Origin of the sequence: Chryseobacterium sp. Leaf404, assembly GCF_001424145.1 — a bacterium.
In the GTDB taxonomy this organism is placed as follows: domain Bacteria; phylum Bacteroidota; class Bacteroidia; order Flavobacteriales; family Weeksellaceae; genus Chryseobacterium.
The window spans coordinates 559,945-577,406 of the sequence record NZ_LMQM01000010.1; the positions used below are offsets into that span (position 1 = coordinate 559,945).

Consider the following 17,462-nt stretch of genomic DNA (forward strand, 5'->3'; position numbering starts at 1 on the left):
ATTTTAAATCATTCCCAAACAAAAATCGATTCTATTTCAGTTCACCGGTGGCGAGCCATTTTCAGATAAAGTAAATCCTTTTAAATTTGAATTACTGTCTTTTTTTTCGTTTCAGAATTTGACTGTAATATAAAGAAAATTTGGTTTTTTCTGTGCTAATCAAAACATTTTAACATTGTGCAAAATATTTCTTTTTTTAAAACGCAAGATGGCAGATCGACATATCAAGAATTTTGAGCGGCATACTTTTACAGACCATTTTTTACGCTACTAATAAAGTCTTAAATTTTAGTATTAATCTACCCTTAGAGCTTCCTGTTTTGCAATCCTATTCGCAAGCCAGCTGACATAAAACAACTGAAAACTGTGGTAGATCATTACAGGAAGAAGGAAAAGAACTTTCTGATCATCTGCAATACCAAGAACCAAAACGAAAAGACTACCGTGAACAAGAGACTTTTTTGAACCACAGAAAGTTGCAGTTATGACATCCTGTGTTTTGAATTTCATTTTTTCTGCCAGCAATTTTGTGAGGTGATATACTGCGAAAAAGAGAAAAATAACACTGAAAGCCAGAACTAAAAACACAAACGAAGGCACTGCAGAAAAAACGTGCTGTACGAACGCGGCAGAAAAACTTTCGTAGACTATCAGGAGGATAATCAGACGGTCAAATTCATTGATAATATTTGAATATTTTGTAACGAGTTTTTTCAATAATGGATTGAAGATAATTCCTATAATGATTGGAAGTAAAACTTTTAATAACAGCTGCTGAAAAATTTCACCGTTATTGTCTGAAGACGAAGAATCTGAATTCATAAAAAAACTCATCAGCAAAGGCGTCATCACAATCCCGATAATTCCGGAAACTGATGCATTGAAAATGGCTGAAGTTACGTTTCCTCTGGCTATGGAAACCATTACTACCGACGATGAGACCGTGGATGGTAGACTTGCCAGAAAGAATATTGAAAGCCAGATATTGAAATATTCTGAATCTTTGATGAACGGATATGAAATAAAAACCAGAAACGGAAAAATAAGAAACGTAGTGGACTGAATCAGCAGGTGAAGTTTCCAGTTGGTGACGTCTTTTGCGACTTCTTTTAAATTCAGTTTTAAGCCGTAGAGGAGGAAAATTACCGCGATCCCCCAGTCTATGAATGCTGAGAGATTGAAATACTGATTGTAGGATTCGTGAAAAGGGATCATTTTCGCCATTAAGACCATTGTAATCAGCAGAAGCAGGAAAATATTCTGTTTGCTGAAGATTGTAGCCATCAACTTCATTGAGATAATTTTAAACCTTAAATTTACAAAAAAAAACTTTGCCGAAGAATTTCTACCTCCGACAAAGTCTCTAAATACGCGGTCTTCCCTAGCCCCGATATGAACGGCATCCTTTTTTGTTGCGGACGCAGCGGAGCGGAGACCGTGACAAAAAAGATATAGTGGATAGCGGGATTAAGCTCCTAAAAAAATCAGAAGCTATCCCAGATTTCTACTTTACCGGCTTGATAGAAATGGCGTAACCACCGCTTCTTACCAAGTGCACAGGCAGTTTTGTTTTGCTTGTAATGGTCTTTTTATAAATATGATAAGACTGAGGATTGTTGATGTAATCTGCGTCTTTGCCATCCTGATAAATGGTTGCTTCATATCTTCTGCCTTTGTCGAGGAAAGAAAAATCTACGGTGTAATCCAAAGCTTTTTCATCTGTGATTCCTCCTACAAACCAGTTTTCTGTTCCTTTTGCTTTTCTTGCTGTGTGCACAAATTCGCCCGGCTCGGCAGATAAAATAATGGTATCATCCCAATCTGCAGCTACGTCTTTGATGAACTGGAAGGCATCCATGTGTTTCTTGTAGTTTTCAGGAAGGTCGGCAGCCATCTGCAGCGGCATGTACATCGTAACGTACAACGCCAATTGCTTTGCCAGTGTGGTTTTCACAAAACGTTTGTCGCCGGGGAAGTAATAATCGAGTTTGGTCTGGAAGATTCCTGGTGTGTAATCCATCGATCCGCCCATCCATCTTGTGAAAGGAAGAATGGTGTGGTGATCGGGATTGTTGCCACCAAAAGCATCATATTCAGTACCTCTGGCAGCTTCCGCAGAAATGTAGTTTGGATAGGTGCGGCTTTCTCCCGTAGGACGCACAGATTCGTGAGAATTGACCATCACTTTGTACTCGTTTGCTTTTTCGACGATTCTGTAATAGTGGTTGATCATCCACTGTGAATAATGGTGCTCACCACGCGGAATCACATCGCCTACATAACCGGTTTTCACAGCATCATACCCATATCTGTTCATCAACTGAAACGCTTTGTCGGCAAATCTTTCGTAGTTGGTTGCAGAGCCTGAAGTTTCGTGGTGCATGATCAGTTTAATGCCTTTTGCGTGAGCATATTCATTCAGCATTTTGATGTCGAAATCAGGATAAGGAGTCTGAAAATCAAAAACATATTCTTTTGAACGGCCAAACCAGTCTTCCCAACCGATGTTCCAGCCTTCGATCAGAAGACCTTCGAAGCCATTTTCTGCTGCAAAATCGATGTATTCTTTTACTTTTGTGTTGTTGGCTCCGTGGTTTCCGTTAGGAGTCAATTTGCTGAAATCTGTGGTGTCTAAATGTACATTAGATTCCGGCTGACCGTAGGCCCACTGAGATTTTCCGATGATCATTTCCCACCAAACGCCCATGTATTTTGTTGGGTGAATGTAGGAAGTATCGGTATATTTTGTAGGTTCGTTCAGGTTAAAAAGCATTTTTGAATCCATCACAACTTCAGCTTTTGGCGAAACGATAATTGTTCTCCAAGGCGTGGTTGCAGAGCTTTGCATGTATCCTTTTGCTCCCTGTCTGTCGGCGGTAAGATGCGTTTTTAATTTAAATTTAGCTGCATCAACTTCCAGATGAGAGGCAGGATAATCCAGCACCGCAGCTTCGGCGACATTGATATACAAAGGAGTTTTGCCCTCAACTTTCAACATTAATGGAGACTGAACAGCATTTTTGATCAAAGTCTGTGAAGCGTTGGCATCAGCAGCTTTTGGCCATCTCGCAGGAATTTCTGATATTTTGGTTTCCTGATACTGGTATTCCTGAGAATCATAATCTGCCACCATCCACCATGCTTTCATATCTGATGGGAAATCGAATTCTGAATCTTCTTCACGGATCACGAAATAGTTCAGATTTTTCTGTTGTGGAAATTCATATCTGAAACCCAGACCGTCATTGAAAAGACGGAATTTGATGATGATATTTCTGTCTGTTGCAGCCTGATTAAGCGTTACTGCAAACTCGTTGTAGTGGTTGATATAGTTTTTTTTCTCTCCTAAAACCGGTTGCCATATTTCGTTTTTGGAGTCTCTTTTTTCGCCGGTTTTTGTAAAGCCGTTGTTCAGATCATTTTTGGCATCTTCGGGCTTTGCAATTTCTGAGGCGAACTTTATAGAAGTATCTTTAAATAATCTCAAACCTAATTTTGAATCTTCCAGAACCGTTTTGCCTTCATATTTTAAATTGTAGAAAGGCGCTCCGTTTTTAAGCTGAAAATTCATTTCAAATTTTCCGTCTGGAGATTTTAAGGATTGTGCATTGGCTATTCCAAACATCATTGAGAGCATGAGTGCTCCTGTTGTCATTTTCTTCATGTCAGATTTATTATAAACTTTAAAAATAAAAAAACTGCTGCTGTGGAGCAACAGTTTTGCTGTATAATAAGATATATTTTACAATTTTGTAACAGTCAGCTTATAATACGCTGAATTGTGTAAATCTAATTCGATTTTATAATTTCCTGCAGTGGAAACTTTATATGCCGGATCACCAGTTACCGTTCCCTCAGCACTCATAAATGATTGCACTCCTGTTCCAGAAGCTAAAGTCTGATCTCCAGTGGCTGGCTGAAATTTCATACCCCAGTCATCGTTTGCTCTGAATTTGAATACTCCTGTACTGTTCAATGCAATAGAATTTATAACGTATGTTTTCGTAGTAGGATTGTAAATAAAATCAGTATCCGAACCCCAACCAGTTGGAGTTGCATCACCTATTACACCGAAGTTTGCCAAAACAGACGAGTATGTGTTGGCAGTCCAGTCAACTTTCACATAATACGTGCCAGCAGTTGCTGCTTTTATATTTTGCTCACCTGTTTCAACAAGTTTACCTGTAAGAGTACCATCATCACCTTTGTCTCCTGCCCAATCCTGATTAATCGTGAATTTGTATTCACTGTTTGGAGCAGTTACGTAAATAAATCCTCTATATTGGCTGTTTTTATCTGGAGAGAATAGATTCGCTGCATTTGCAGGATTCCAGTCTGCGTAACCTGCTGCTCCTGCGTATCCACCGGGTACATTTATCTTAGGAAAAATCAAATCCGGGTTTGGTGTATAACCGGTCATCGATACTTTCAAAACATTCGAGTAAAACGGAGTAGCTGGATTTACGTTGGATTTTAATCTAATTTCAATTGACTTAAGTGTGTTAGGAACTACATTTAAATCAGCCAATATATTATTAAGTTGTAAATGACTTAAAGCAAATGTATTCTGACCCATAGAAACCTCTTTCGTGGTATTTGGGCTAAAATTAGTTCCTGCAACGGCAAATTCCACAGCATTCGTAAATTGAACTGAAGGGCTAAAGGTTGGATTCTTAAATTCAAATACAAGAGCCGCCTGATCTGCAGTTGTTTCATCTAAAACAACAGTTGTTTTATTTACTGACAATGTACTTACAGAAGTATTGTTCAGCATTACTTTGTCGTCATCTTCCTGACATGAAATTATAAAGGCGACGAGTATCCCTAAAAGAAATATTTTAAATATATTTTTCATTCTGAGTAATTTTTAAATAATTAATATCCTGTATTTTGTGTCAAATTAGGGTTAGACTGAAGTGCTGTAGCAGGTATAGGGAAAAGCTTGTAATTGTCAGAAATTGCGGTACCGTCTTTAGAGCCACCTTTCCATGGCCACAAGTACGATCCTCCTGTAAATTTTCCGAATCTGATTAAATCCTGTCTTCTCACTCCTTCGAGATTAAGTTCACGACCCCTTTCGTCTAAAATATTTTGGAGTGTCACGGTCAGATTTCCAGCATTTGATCTATTTCTTACCTGGTTAAAATAACTTTGAGCCAATGCCATGTCAGCTCCTGCAGCCCCTCTTACTGCACACTCTGCATACATAAGATAAGCATCACTTAATCTGAATAACGGAAAATCAGTAGAAACAAAAACTGATGGTGTTCCGTTTCCGGCAGCATTCACATTTTGGAATTTCACAGAAGGATATCCATCTTTCCACACTTTATAATCAGTCATTTCATAGCTGTGCCCCGTAGTCCAAAATAGCTTCGCTCTCTGATCCGGACTTGCGTTTAGTGCAGCAGCAGAATTTCCAAACAGGCCGTACCAGGCCTTCGTAGCTCTGTGGCCTGCCCACGCTCCTGCATCAGGTCCTACTGAACCATAAGTTTGCGGAGTCATCGTTTCTATACTAAGACTACCTTGAATAATATATGTTGTATTTCCAAAACTCTGACTTGAGATTGCGTCCGCAATCAAGGGAAATATGATTTCTTTCGAAGTATTATTGTCTGTCCTGAAATTTTTAGAGAAATTACTTTCAAGACTATATCCAGCTGCTATTACCTTGTTTAGATAAGGTACTGCACTGCTGTATCTATTTGTTCCGGTATACACTTCTGCATTTAGATATAATTTTGCCAAAAGAAATTGTACTGTTGCCTTGTTTGCTCTTCCATAAGAGTTCGTAGCAGGCAAAACTGCTTCAGCTTCAATTAGTTGACTCTCTACATAGTTAAAAAGTTCTGTTCTGGAGGATTCCGGAAGAGGGGCGGTTGTACCAAAATTAGTATCATTTACCAACACACCTTTACCAAAAAGATCAATGATGTAGTAATATGACAGTGCCCGTAAAAATTTTAATTCGCCAATTGCTTCTGCTTTCTTTGCATAGCTTACATCATCTTTATTAAGAATCAGAATCAAATTGGTTGCCTGCGGTATAATATAGTATAATCTGTCATAAACATATCTGAAGAACTTATTACTGTCAGTCCAGTTTACAGTGGTTGTCAACTGATCTAAACCATTATCTCCCCATCTGTTTTTCATACCATCAGCTGTGAAATCTTCAAGATTAATCAGACCTCTGATAAAAGGTGATTCACCCGGATCTGCCCCCGCAACATCAGATTCACCAGACCCTCTCACACTTGACAATGCATAACTTGCATATAATCTTGAAAGTAATCCCTCTACTGCATTTGGATCCTGAGCAATTAATTGTTCTAAAGTATAATCATATTTTGGTTCTGTATCCAAATCACCAATACAAGAACTTGTAGCAAGTAAAAGCACTGTACTTAGTGTAAGTAATTTAAATTTTATATTTTTCATGATTTATTTTTAAAAGTTAAGGTTAAAACCAAGTGTATAGATTCTTGGTCTTGGATAAAAGTTGTTATCAATACCGTTAAAATTTTCCGGATCCACACCGTTGTATTTAGTAATAACAAATGCATTGTTTACAGATGCGTAAACTCTGATATTGGTATTTTTAAATGCATTTTGAATTAAATAACCTACTGTTGCATTATCCATTCTCAAAAACGAAGCATCTTCCAAGAAGAAATCTGAATAGATAACCGGATCTGTTATATTATCAAATGGCGATACTGCAGCGTAGGAATTAGCATTATTAACTGAAAGTCCGTTTTGTGGAACTGAACTTTGTCTGTAACCTTGCGAAAGTTTTCTGGCATTGAAAACTTTACCTCCTATCTGACCTCTCAAACTTGTACTAAAATCAAACTTCTTGTAATTGAACGATGTACTAAATCCGTAAGTCCAATTGGGTCTGATTGCTTTAAAGTATTTATCTTCTGTGTTAATTATGCCGTCATTATTTCGGTCAACAACTACACCGGCCAAAGGATTACCGTTTGAATCATAAACCTGTTCGTAAACATAGGCAGAAAATGGCTGATACCCTACCGCGTTATATGCAAGAATATTTCCGGTACCTACAGGCAAACCTCCATCCTGACCCTGAATCAATTTTAATTGATCCAGATTTTTTACCTTTCCTTTGTTATAGCCCATATTTCCAGAGACGCTCCAGGTCACATCGTCAGTCCGCACAGCATTTACAGTCAGGTTGAGTTCAACTCCATTGTTTTCTGTACTTCCTACATTTCGTACAAATTCGTTAGTAAGAAATTGCCCTGCAGGGTAAGGAACTTTAGCCAAAAGATCACTGGTTTCAGTTCTATATACATCTAAACTACCTGTAATAAAATTATTCCTGAATAAAGAGAAGTCCAATCCAGCATTCATTGTTGTAGCTTTCTCCCAGGTTAACTCATCATTAAATGGTATCGCACTATAAGTTCCGATTCCTGGAAAATATTGAGATCCTGCATTACCTTCCTGAAATAAAGCTCTGGATGGATAATAACCTGCAATTTGAGTAATGTCCTGCTGTCCTGTCTGTCCCCACCCTAATCTCAATTTCAACTCTTTTATATTATTAGAGTCTTTAAGAAAACCTTCTTCGTTAATTTTCCATGCAAACGCAACGGAAGGGAAATATCCCCATCTGATATCTTTTCTGAATAGAGAAGACGCATCCGCTCTCAATGTAGCTGTGAATAAATACTTATTTTTGATATCAATATTTGTCCTTCCAATAAACGACTGTAGATTGGTTAAATTATAGTAATTATTGTTCGGGTTGAGTAATGGAAACTGAACAAAACTTTCTCTTATACCTGTCTCATTGTTATATCTGAATTCATCCTTATGTCCCTCATTCCTAAAACTTTGATAAGAGTATCCTCCCTGAATTAAAAAATGGGAAATAAATCCTGAGTAATTTTTTTCGTATACTAAATATGAATCCAACGTCTTGTTAAAAATATTTTGTCTCTCGCGGTAATTTACTCCTGGATTAAAAACAAAGTCATTTGGTGTAGCAGCTCCACTCACCAACCTGTAGGTTTGAATAGCATTATCACCGAAAACAGTTTCAAGATTGGATTCTGAAGTTTCCAAACCTAAATTCACAACGGCTCTCAATTCAGGTACAAAATGCATTTTGTAATCCAATTCTACGTTACCTAGTAATTTCTTAATGTTTTGAGGGGAACTTCTCTGTAACAAAACTGCCAAAGGATTTGACTGCCCAATAGCATTATATTGATTGCTCACCAACGCAGTATTCTGATAAAACCCTCCAAACCTGTTGTATGGATTTCCACTCAGACCAGTTTGCGAAACGTAAACAGGCTTTGTAGGATCCATGGATATGGCTCCACCAATGGCTGCATCCTGATCTATCGCATTAAGATCAGATATTATACCTTTTGCATTTACGTCAATTTTCAGATGCTTATCAAATAATGTTGGTGTTATTCTCAATGCTCCCGAAAACCTTTCGTAGTCACTCGTCTTTACCACACCTTCAGTTCGGTTATAACCTAAAGATAATCTTACAGGTAATTTTTTATCAAACAAAGCTCCGGATAAACTTAGATTATTATCCGTTGATACAGAAGTCCTGTAAATCTCCTTTTGCCAGTCAGTATTGTAAATTGTTCCTGTCGTTGTAGGGTTATCAGCAGATCCACCTACCCCAAGTTTCCATTTACTTTGCGGAAAATATTTGCTGACATAGTCTACAAATTGATCAGCATCCATCACATCAGCAAATTTTGTTACCTCACCAACAGACATATTCGTGCTAAAATTAATCTTTAATTTACCGCCTCCTTTTTTTGTTGTTATAATAATTACACCATTTGATGCCCTTGAACCATAGATAGCTGTAGCAGATGCATCCTTTAAAATTGAAAAAGATTCAATATCATTGGGATTTACCAAATTGAGAGGATTAGCAGATCCTGCAGCAGATACAAAATCTAATGGCACTCCATCTATTACAATGAGAGGATTATTCTGTGCAGAAATTGATGAACCACCCCTGATTCTAATATTGGGTGCTGAATCAGGAGAACCTCCAGTGTTCGTAATACGTACGCCGGGAGCTTTACCATTAATCAGCTGATCTGCTGATACAATTGCACCTTTATTAAATTCCTTTTCGCTAACTGAAGTAATAGATCCTGTAAGGTCCGATTTCTTCTGCTTACCGTAACCAATTAAAACTACTTCCTCAATCTTCTTTTCTCTTGCAGTAGAATCCTGCTCTTGCCCGAACATTACTGAGCTTGCCAGTAAAAATGCCGGTGCAATCTTTAATACCGTTGTAAAGTTTTTCACAATATTATTTTTATATAGTTTCCTTCGTTGATGCTGTATCCCAGCCCTGCAATTTAAACAAAAATATATTTCGTGTTAATAAATAATTAATATTTATTAAAATTTACTTAAATTAAAGCTCTTTAATTATCCAAATGTTTTATTATCAATACTTTAATATAAATTATACATTGCATAATATCCTGACAATGCCCCTTACAAATTAAACAATTGTTTAACTAAATGAACAAGTGTTAGTCAAAATTTATGATAAGCCTTACGAGAAATCATTTAGATATACTTTTAGATAAATTATAATTATCTTTGCACATCTAAATTTTAGTATAAAAATGTCAAATAAAAAATTGATTACGGCGGCGTTGCCTTATGCAAACGGACCGGTTCATATAGGGCATTTGGCGGGTGTTTACATTCCTGCTGATGTCTATGCAAGATTTCAGAGAAGATCGGGGAAAGATGTTGCTTTCATCTGCGGAAGCGATGAGCATGGAATTCCCATCACCATCCGTGCTAAAAAAGAAGGTGTCACACCACAGGATATCGTCGATAAATATCATGAAATCATCAAAAAATCGTTTTCCGATTTAGGGATTTCATTTGATGAATATTCAAGAACTACTTCTGAAAACCACCGTAAAACAAGTCAGGATTTCTTTAAAGTTCTTTATGAAAAAGGGAAATTTACAGAAGAAATGTCTGAGCAGTATTTTGACGAACAGGCAGGAGAATTTTTAGCTGACCGATACATCGTTGGAACCTGCCCAAACTGTGGAAATGACAACGCTTATGGAGATCAGTGCGAGAAATGTGGTACTACCCTTTCACCTTCAGAACTGATCAATCCAAAATCGATGCTGAGCGGAAATGTTCCTGTCTTAAAAGAAACAAAAAACTGGTATCTACCTTTAAATGAATACGAAGATTTCTTAAACGAATGGATTATTGAAGGCCATAAAGACGACTGGAAAACCAATGTTTACGGACAGGTAAAATCGTGGTTAACGGATGGTTTGAAACCTCGTGCCATGACCAGAGATCTGAACTGGGGCGTTCCCGTTCCTCTTCCGAATGCAGAAGGCAAAGTACTTTACGTTTGGTTTGATGCACCGATTGGATATATTTCTTTCACCAAAGAATGGGCTGAGAAAAACGGAAAAGACTGGAAAGAGTACTGGCAGAGCGAAGATTCTGATTTAGTTCATTTCATAGGAAAAGACAATATTGTATTCCACTGTATTATTTTCCCTGCAATGATGAAGGCTCACGGAAATTTTATTATGCCGGAAAATGTTCCTGCGTTTGAATTTTTAAATTTAGAAAACGATAAAATTTCCACTTCAAGAAACTGGGCAGTTTGGGCACATGAATATGTGGAAGAATTCCCGGGACAACAGGATGTTTTGCGTTACGCATTGCTTTCCTCAGCTCCTGAAACGAAGGATAATAACTTTACATGGAAGGATTTTCAGACGAAAAACAATTCTGAGTTGGTTGGGATTTTCGGAAATTTCATCAATAGAGTTGCCGTTTTAATTCATAAATATTATGAGGGAATTGTTCCTCAAGGTGACGTTGATGCTCCTGAATTGCAGGAAATCAATAAATCAGCGAAAGAAATTTCAGGCTTCCTTGAAAACTATGAGTTCAGAAATTCGCTGACAGCTTTAATGAATTTAGCACGTTTTGGAAACCAATATCTTCAGGCTGAAGAACCCTGGAAAACCATTAAAGACAATCCTGAAAAAGCGGCTCAGTCATTATTTGTCGGAGCTCAGATCGCGGTTGCTTTGGCGCAGTTGTGTGAACCGTTTATGCCTTTCAGTTCTGAGAAATTACTGAATATGTTTAATGTTCAAAAATCAACGTGGAATGATGTTGAAACTAAAAATGTTTTAATTGAAGCCGGGCATCAGATCAACGAATCTTCTCTTCTTTTCTCAAAAATTGAAGACGATGTGATTGATTTTCAAATCCAGAAATTAGAAAATACAAAACAGAGCAATAAAAAAACAAATCCTAACGCAAAACCTATGAAAGAAGAGATCACTTTTGATGATTTTACAAAGATCGACTTGAGAACAGCAACGATTTTAACAGCCGAAAAAGTAGAAAAAGCAGATAAATTATTGAAGTTCTCAGTAGATACTGGTGTTGACGTAAGAACCGTAGTTTCTGGTGTTGCCGAAAGTTTCACACCAGAAGAATGTGTTGGAAAACAGGTGATGATTTTATTAAATCTTGCTCCAAGAAAAATCAGAGGTATTGAATCTCAGGGAATGTTGCTTTTGACCAATAATTCTGAAGGAAAATTGGTTTTTGTGACGCCTGATGAAACAGTGGCGAATGGAATTGAAATTGGGTAAAAGACTTTTAAAGATGAGAAAATTATTTACTATTTTGCTGATGAGCGTTACAGCTTTATGTTTTGCTCAAAAAAAGGACTATAAGCTTTTGAATACAGATGAGAAAGGCACAAAATTTTATTATTCTTTTGATAAACAAACCAAAGACGGCTTTTTTACTTGGCAGAAAATTTCTTACACAGAAAAATATAATCCTGCACAGGAATCTTTGGAATTTTATGTAGAATTTAAATGTTCTAATAAAACTCAATCTGATCAAATAACGATAAATAATTGGCGTGGAGCAAAACCCGAAATTTATAGAGAAAAATCTCCATTTATTCCAGTAAAAAAAAATTATCTGACTTATCCGCTTTTTGAAAAGCATTGCAAATAAAGGAAAAGACACATCGAGCGATGTGTCTTTTCTTTTTCATAACCTTAAAGATTGCTTCCTTACTCACAATGACAGGCTTTCTTCTATTTCTTTATCAATCTCGCCAGATAAGAATCCTCATCCTGCAAAATCATCTCTACTTTAAAATCATTATTTAATGCGGCATTTTGCAAGGTATTAAAATCAAGATACAGCCATTTGATAGGATCTTCAGACTCGTTTTTATAGTGAACGATGTAATCTAATTCGCCATAATATCCATTTGCAGGAATCAAAACTCCGCCATCATCATCGGTGTCAAACATGTACAGAATATCGGTGCTGTCGATCAGGATTTGTCCGTTTTTGTTTAATAGAGAATGTAATTTTTTGAGATAAATATCAATTACATTCAGGCTTTGGAAAATTCCGGTTCCGTTCATCAGGAGAAGAATTGTATCATAAGTTTCTCCGGAAAATTCCAGCATATTTTGGGTAACTGTTTTCTGAATGCCCCGTAGTTGACAGACTTCAATAGAATTTGGCGAAATATCTAAAGCAGTAACATCCAATTTTCTTTCATTCTGGAGGTAAAGCGAATGCGAACCCGCTCCAGCCCCAATGTCTAACACTTTTCCATTAGAAAGTTCTAAAGCTTTCTGCTCGATTTTATTCATCTCATCAAAATCTCTGAAAAGATAGTCTACCGGAAGCTCATCGAGTTCGGAAATTGAGGTTTCTGTCTGCAGATCTTCAGGATTTTCGTTTTGAAAATAGTCCAGGATCGCACGTCCCATTAAGTCTTTCATAGCTGTAATTCTTCAGCAAAGATAGGTTTTTGAAGTTTTTTAGAAAATTTTACCAGGTTCGAAATTCAATTATTAAAAGTTAAATGTTTAACAAAAGTTCTAAAACAGCTGAACTTCCATAGCCCCGATAGGAACGGCATCCTTTTGTGATGAGGAACGAAGAGCAAAAGATATAGTGGATAGCGGGATTAAGCTCCAAAATAAATAAGTAATGGGTGATGGGTAACGGGTAATTTATAATTTTATGACTTATCCCGGAGATCGCTTCTTATCTTGCAATGACCGGAAGAAAAAGTAAAGCCCCGCTTTGAAGACAAAACGAGACTTTACGGGTAAAAACAAGGTAACTTAGAGTGCAGAACCGGAAGCGTCTTTCAGTTCGTGCGCTAATTTATTTTTTTCTCTCAAACGTTTTCTGGCAATCACAGATTTTCCGCTTACGAGTCTTATAACTCTTGGATATCTGAATTTTTCTTCCCCAAAATGATGCACCAAAACAAAAAGCAGAACTCCGAAACCGGCAACAGTTATGTATCCGAAAAGTTTTTTATTGGCAGATATAACGGCGTTGAGCTGCACGCTTTTCAAACTGGTGGGCAGGTTTTGTGAAGTGAGCGTCATTCCGTCCAGATAAACGGCGAGATCACCAAGACTTTCGATTTGAAACTGATACTGAAACCACGAAAATAAAGCTGAAAAAAATCCTACCGCAAGAAAAGTACGCCATACTAAAACCAGCCCGATTGCGGCTAACATATCCTCTAATTCCAGCTTGTCTAATGTGTAATACCAAACTGAGATGAAAAGTGATCCCATCCCAAAACCTTTCAGGAACATCGGTAAATACCAGTTTTCAAAATTAAATTCCAAAACCATCGAAAAGTACATGATCAATGTATATCCCAACATGGAGGAAAATCCTGAGAAGATGAACATTTTGAGCGGTTTCTCTTTCCTGAACCAGAAAACAGCAACAATTCCTGCCACAATCAGTCCGGGAATCATCATCAGATTGAGTTGAGCATTTGTAAGCTGATCATAGCCTAAAACTCCTACTGAAAAGATATTCTGAATGGAGGTGGTTCCTAAAAACATTCCCAGACACAGGAGAAGAAACAGCCCGTTCTGAACATTGCTTCTTTTGAATATTTTAAATGAAAGATAAGGTCTCTTTAAAGTCAACTGCCGGATCGCCAACAGAGCAAAACTTACAAATGCGGCTATACCTGCGTTGATAATTTTATTGGAGTTGAGCCAATCCTGCTGTTTTCCGAATGAAAAAACATAGGCCGAAAACATAAACGTTGCTACGAAAAGCATGATGCTGAGCCAATCGATGTAATGCAGCGGAACTTTGAGCGCAAAATACTTATCGTGCATAAAAATCCAGCAGATTAAAGCCATCGCAAAGCATTGAATCGCTGCAATGATGAAAAACTGCTGCCAGTTGTAAAGTATAGAAATTTCAACTGCGCAGTAACTGGAAATCTGATTTAATGTCAAAACAAAAGTATAGAAAACACCGTAGAAAACTCCTCTTCCGCCCATCATTGCCATTAAAGGCAGAAACAGTTCTATGGTAATCATCATTTTAAAAAATCCTATCACCAAAGCACTCGCAACGATGATTGCTGGCTCCATGGTTGAACCGTTCACATAACTTAGAAATCCTAAAATTATAAGCAAAAGCACTACTTTGTCACGTACTTTATACCTCATTTTGAACCTTAGGACAACCGGCATACACGCGCCCATCCCTATGGTGGTGGCATAATTTGCCCACATAAAATATTCTGTCAACTTACCCGTTCCGCTCACCATAAAGCTGATGTTTCCTGTATACACGCCGCCGAGCGGCATCACTACAATGAGAAGCAGAACGATGATGAGCAGCTGTACAGGTTTTGGAACCCAATTGCTGAAAAGACCTTTGTTGTACATGATTTTTGTTTTAGCTGGAAGATGGAAGATGGGTGCTAGAAGTTTTCCACTATTGCGTTTACTGTTTTAAAAAAATATTAAACTTTACCACTAAATGCCGAAAGTTTACGAATCACGTCCTTCCATCATCCTTCTTCCCGCTTCCATCCTTTTAAATTGGTTCTTTTTACTTTTTACTTTTTATTTGCTACGCTCACATTCATATTCATTCCCGCGCTCAGTTTTGCAACATCTTCTTTTTTGTTGGCATTTGTAAACTCGATTCTTACGGGAATTCTCTGCTGCACTTTGATGAAGTTTCCTGTTGAGTTATCCGTTGGAACGTTTGAATATCTTGAACCTGTTGCCGCAGAAACTGCTGTCACCGTTCCTTCAAACTGTTTACCGCCCAGCGCATCAGCAGTCATCATGATTTTCTGTCCGATTTTGATATTCGGCATCTGGCTTTCTAAAAAGTTGGCAGTTACCCATTTCTGATTATTCAAAACGATGGTTCCCACCTGCTGTCCCGGCTGAATCAGCTGACCTTCAGAAATCATTCTTCTTCCCATCACACCGTCGTAAGGTGCGGTGATTACGGTGTAAGAAAGATTGATTTTCGCCATATCCAAAGCAGATTTTGTTCTTTTGATTTCAGCGTCATTAATTCCCAGTTTGCTTTTTACTTCTGCAGTAGAAAGGTTAGCCGACTGTTTTTGATTTACCAAAGTTTCGTAAGCGGCTTTCTGAGCATCGTATTCTGTTCTCATTTGGTCATACTGCTGTCTTGTGACTGCTTCTGAAGCCAGTAAATTTTTATATCTGTTTAAATTCTGCTCAGCATTCCACAGTCTCGCTTTTGCTCCTGCAATATTAGATTCCATTACACTTACACTGTTGGAAACCGTGTTTACTGATGAATTGGTTGCTGATCTCTGCGCCAGGGAATTTTGATATGCTGCCTCTGCCTGACCCAATTGTGTAAGTATTTCTCTGTCGTCCAGAATCACCAGAGTATCACCTTTTTTCACAGGTTGATGTTCGATGAATTTTATTTCCTTAATGTATGCAGAAACTCTTGTGTTAATTGGGTTGATAAATTCTTCGACCTGAGCAGATTCTGTGTAGGTTTTGTCGCCGATATGAAAATACTGACGTACTAACCAGTAGAAACCGAAACCAATCAGTGCAAAAACGATAATGTTTGAAATGACAGCTCTGATTTTATTTTTTCTGTTCTGTTTTTTCTTAGCTTCTGCATTTGAAACTGCAGGTTTTGTATCTTGAATATTTTGTTCCTTGTTTTCCATTGTTTTGATTTTCAGTTTTAAATTAAAGCGTTCCGGTTGATTTCAGCAGATTATAATATTGATAAAGCACATTGATTTCTGCATTGGCAAAATCTAATTCCGACTGCAGTTTCTGGTTTTGTGCATCAATCATTTCGGCCTGCACAGCCAGTTGATTAAGATATTTCGCTTCTGTGATTTTGTAGTTTTCATCCGCTAAATTTTTAGCATCATTCAGAATATCCGCCTGCTGTATCGCTTCCTGATATTTTGTGTAGGCAGCATTCACCGCCATATCAAGATTCTGCTGAACCAGAGTTTTTGCATCACCCGCCTGATTTTTCTGAATTTCACCGAGCTTCACACGCTCTTTGGTTTTGTATAAATTATCGATATTGTAAGTAAGAGAAACGCCGCCCTGCCATCCGCTGGAATACATATCCAGAACAGGATTTCTAGTTGTAATGGGTCTTTGGAGACTGTATCCGCCAAAACCTGCAAGCGTAGGCAACTTATCTGTTTTAATGATTTCGATATTCTTATCTGCCACTGCAATGTTGGTTTCAGCAGATTTTATTTGAGGATTTTTGCTGTGGCTTAGATCCAGATAATAATCCAGCCCGATTCCGTTTTCTTTATTTTCTATATCTTCCACAGGAACTATTTCTGTATCGTAATTCAAACCTAAAACAGTATTCAGATTGTAGTTGAGAATTTTTCTGTTGTTGGATAAGGTTAAAATGTTCTGATCCAGATTTTTAATCGCCAGCTCACCCCGGATTACTTCATTTCTGGTAATCATTCCCTGTCTGTAAAAATCATTTACATTTTTCAGACGCTGCTGAGCGAGTTTTTTGTTGTTCTGAAGAACCTTTTCCTGATTTATGATTTTATAGATATCCAGATAATTTGAAATCACCAGAAATTTGACGTCCTGTTTGTTTTTCTCCAGATCAAGTTCCGAAAGCTGCTCACGAAGACCGGCAAGCTCAATTGATTTGTTTATCAATCCACCCTTAAATATAAGCTGTGTTGCCTGTACTCCGTACGAACTTCCGTAATGAGGCATCTGCACTGTTGCTGAACTGGAAAAATCTTTATCTATAGCCACTACATTTCCCAAATAAAACTGACTTGTAGATGCAGTGATGGTGGGAAGTTTCTGAAGTTTCGTGATCTCTGTCTGCTGTTTTGCAATGTCTATATTCTGTGCAGAAACTTTCAGCTGATAGTGATTTTGAAGTGCTAACTGAGCCACTTCCTCTGCTGTCATCTGTTTTATTTCCTGTGAAAAAAACAGCGCAGGCAAAAGTCCTATAAACAGATATATTGCTATTTTTATGTTCTTAACCATTTTACCTTGTTTTTACAGATGCAAAGTTAGGCTGGTTACAGATTC

Annotated in this window: 11 protein-coding genes; 2 read left to right on the forward strand and 9 right to left on the reverse strand. The window is 37.6% G+C overall.

Annotated elements, in window-relative coordinates:
- Positions 1-294: 294 nt before the first annotated feature.
- From ASG31_RS08350 to ASG31_RS08370, 5 genes are all read right to left on the reverse strand, one after another.
- On the reverse strand, positions 295-1,284 hold the full coding sequence (locus ASG31_RS08350; protein ID WP_056031391.1) for a bile acid:sodium symporter: 990 nt from the start codon (positions 1,282-1,284) through the stop codon (positions 295-297).
- Positions 1,285-1,504: 220 nt separating this feature from the next.
- A complete protein-coding gene (locus ASG31_RS08355; RefSeq protein ID WP_056030535.1) occupies positions 1,505-3,664 on the reverse strand; it encodes a glycoside hydrolase family 97 protein in 2,160 nt (719 codons plus the stop codon).
- 78 nt (positions 3,665-3,742) lie between these two features.
- Positions 3,743-4,855, reverse strand: a complete 1,113-nt coding sequence (locus ASG31_RS08360) for a SusE domain-containing protein (protein WP_082504512.1) — start codon at positions 4,853-4,855, stop codon at positions 3,743-3,745.
- A 20-nt stretch (positions 4,856-4,875) separates the two neighbouring features.
- Positions 4,876-6,444: a RagB/SusD family nutrient uptake outer membrane protein gene (locus ASG31_RS08365; protein WP_056030541.1), complete on the reverse strand. Its 1,569-nt coding sequence runs from the start codon at positions 6,442-6,444 to the stop codon at positions 4,876-4,878.
- A gap of 9 nt (positions 6,445-6,453) precedes the next feature.
- Positions 6,454-9,327, reverse strand: a complete 2,874-nt coding sequence (locus ASG31_RS08370) for a SusC/RagA family TonB-linked outer membrane protein (protein ID WP_131725523.1) — start codon at positions 9,325-9,327, stop codon at positions 6,454-6,456.
- 329 nt (positions 9,328-9,656) lie between these two features.
- On the opposite strand from ASG31_RS08370, the gene metG reads away from it, so the two are divergent.
- On the forward strand, positions 9,657-11,690 hold the full coding sequence (gene metG / locus ASG31_RS08375; protein ID WP_056030547.1) for a methionine--tRNA ligase: 2,034 nt from the start codon (positions 9,657-9,659) through the stop codon (positions 11,688-11,690).
- 13 nt (positions 11,691-11,703) lie between these two features.
- On the forward strand, positions 11,704-12,066 hold the full coding sequence (locus ASG31_RS08380; protein WP_131725524.1) for a hypothetical protein: 363 nt from the start codon (positions 11,704-11,706) through the stop codon (positions 12,064-12,066).
- An 83-nt stretch (positions 12,067-12,149) separates the two neighbouring features.
- Here ASG31_RS08380 and ASG31_RS08385 read toward each other — a convergent pair whose 3' ends face one another.
- The 4 genes from ASG31_RS08385 to ASG31_RS08400 all read right to left on the reverse strand — a co-directional run bounded on the left by ASG31_RS08385 (position 12,150) and on the right by ASG31_RS08400 (position 17,417).
- Positions 12,150-12,854 (reverse strand): class I SAM-dependent methyltransferase, encoded by a 705-nt coding sequence (locus tag ASG31_RS08385; protein WP_056030553.1) that lies wholly within the window; start codon positions 12,852-12,854, stop codon positions 12,150-12,152.
- Positions 12,855-13,202: 348 nt separating this feature from the next.
- Positions 13,203-14,795: a hypothetical protein gene (locus ASG31_RS08390; protein ID WP_056030556.1), complete on the reverse strand. Its 1,593-nt coding sequence runs from the start codon at positions 14,793-14,795 to the stop codon at positions 13,203-13,205.
- A 173-nt stretch (positions 14,796-14,968) separates the two neighbouring features.
- The gene (locus tag ASG31_RS08395; RefSeq protein WP_056030559.1) at positions 14,969-16,084 is read right to left on the reverse strand and encodes an HlyD family secretion protein; all 1,116 of its coding nucleotides are present in this window, start codon (positions 16,082-16,084) and stop codon (positions 14,969-14,971) included.
- 22 nt (positions 16,085-16,106) lie between these two features.
- Positions 16,107-17,417, reverse strand: coding sequence for a TolC family protein (locus tag ASG31_RS08400; RefSeq protein WP_056030563.1), 1,311 nt, complete (start codon positions 17,415-17,417; stop codon positions 16,107-16,109).
- Positions 17,418-17,462: the final 45 nt, after the last annotated feature.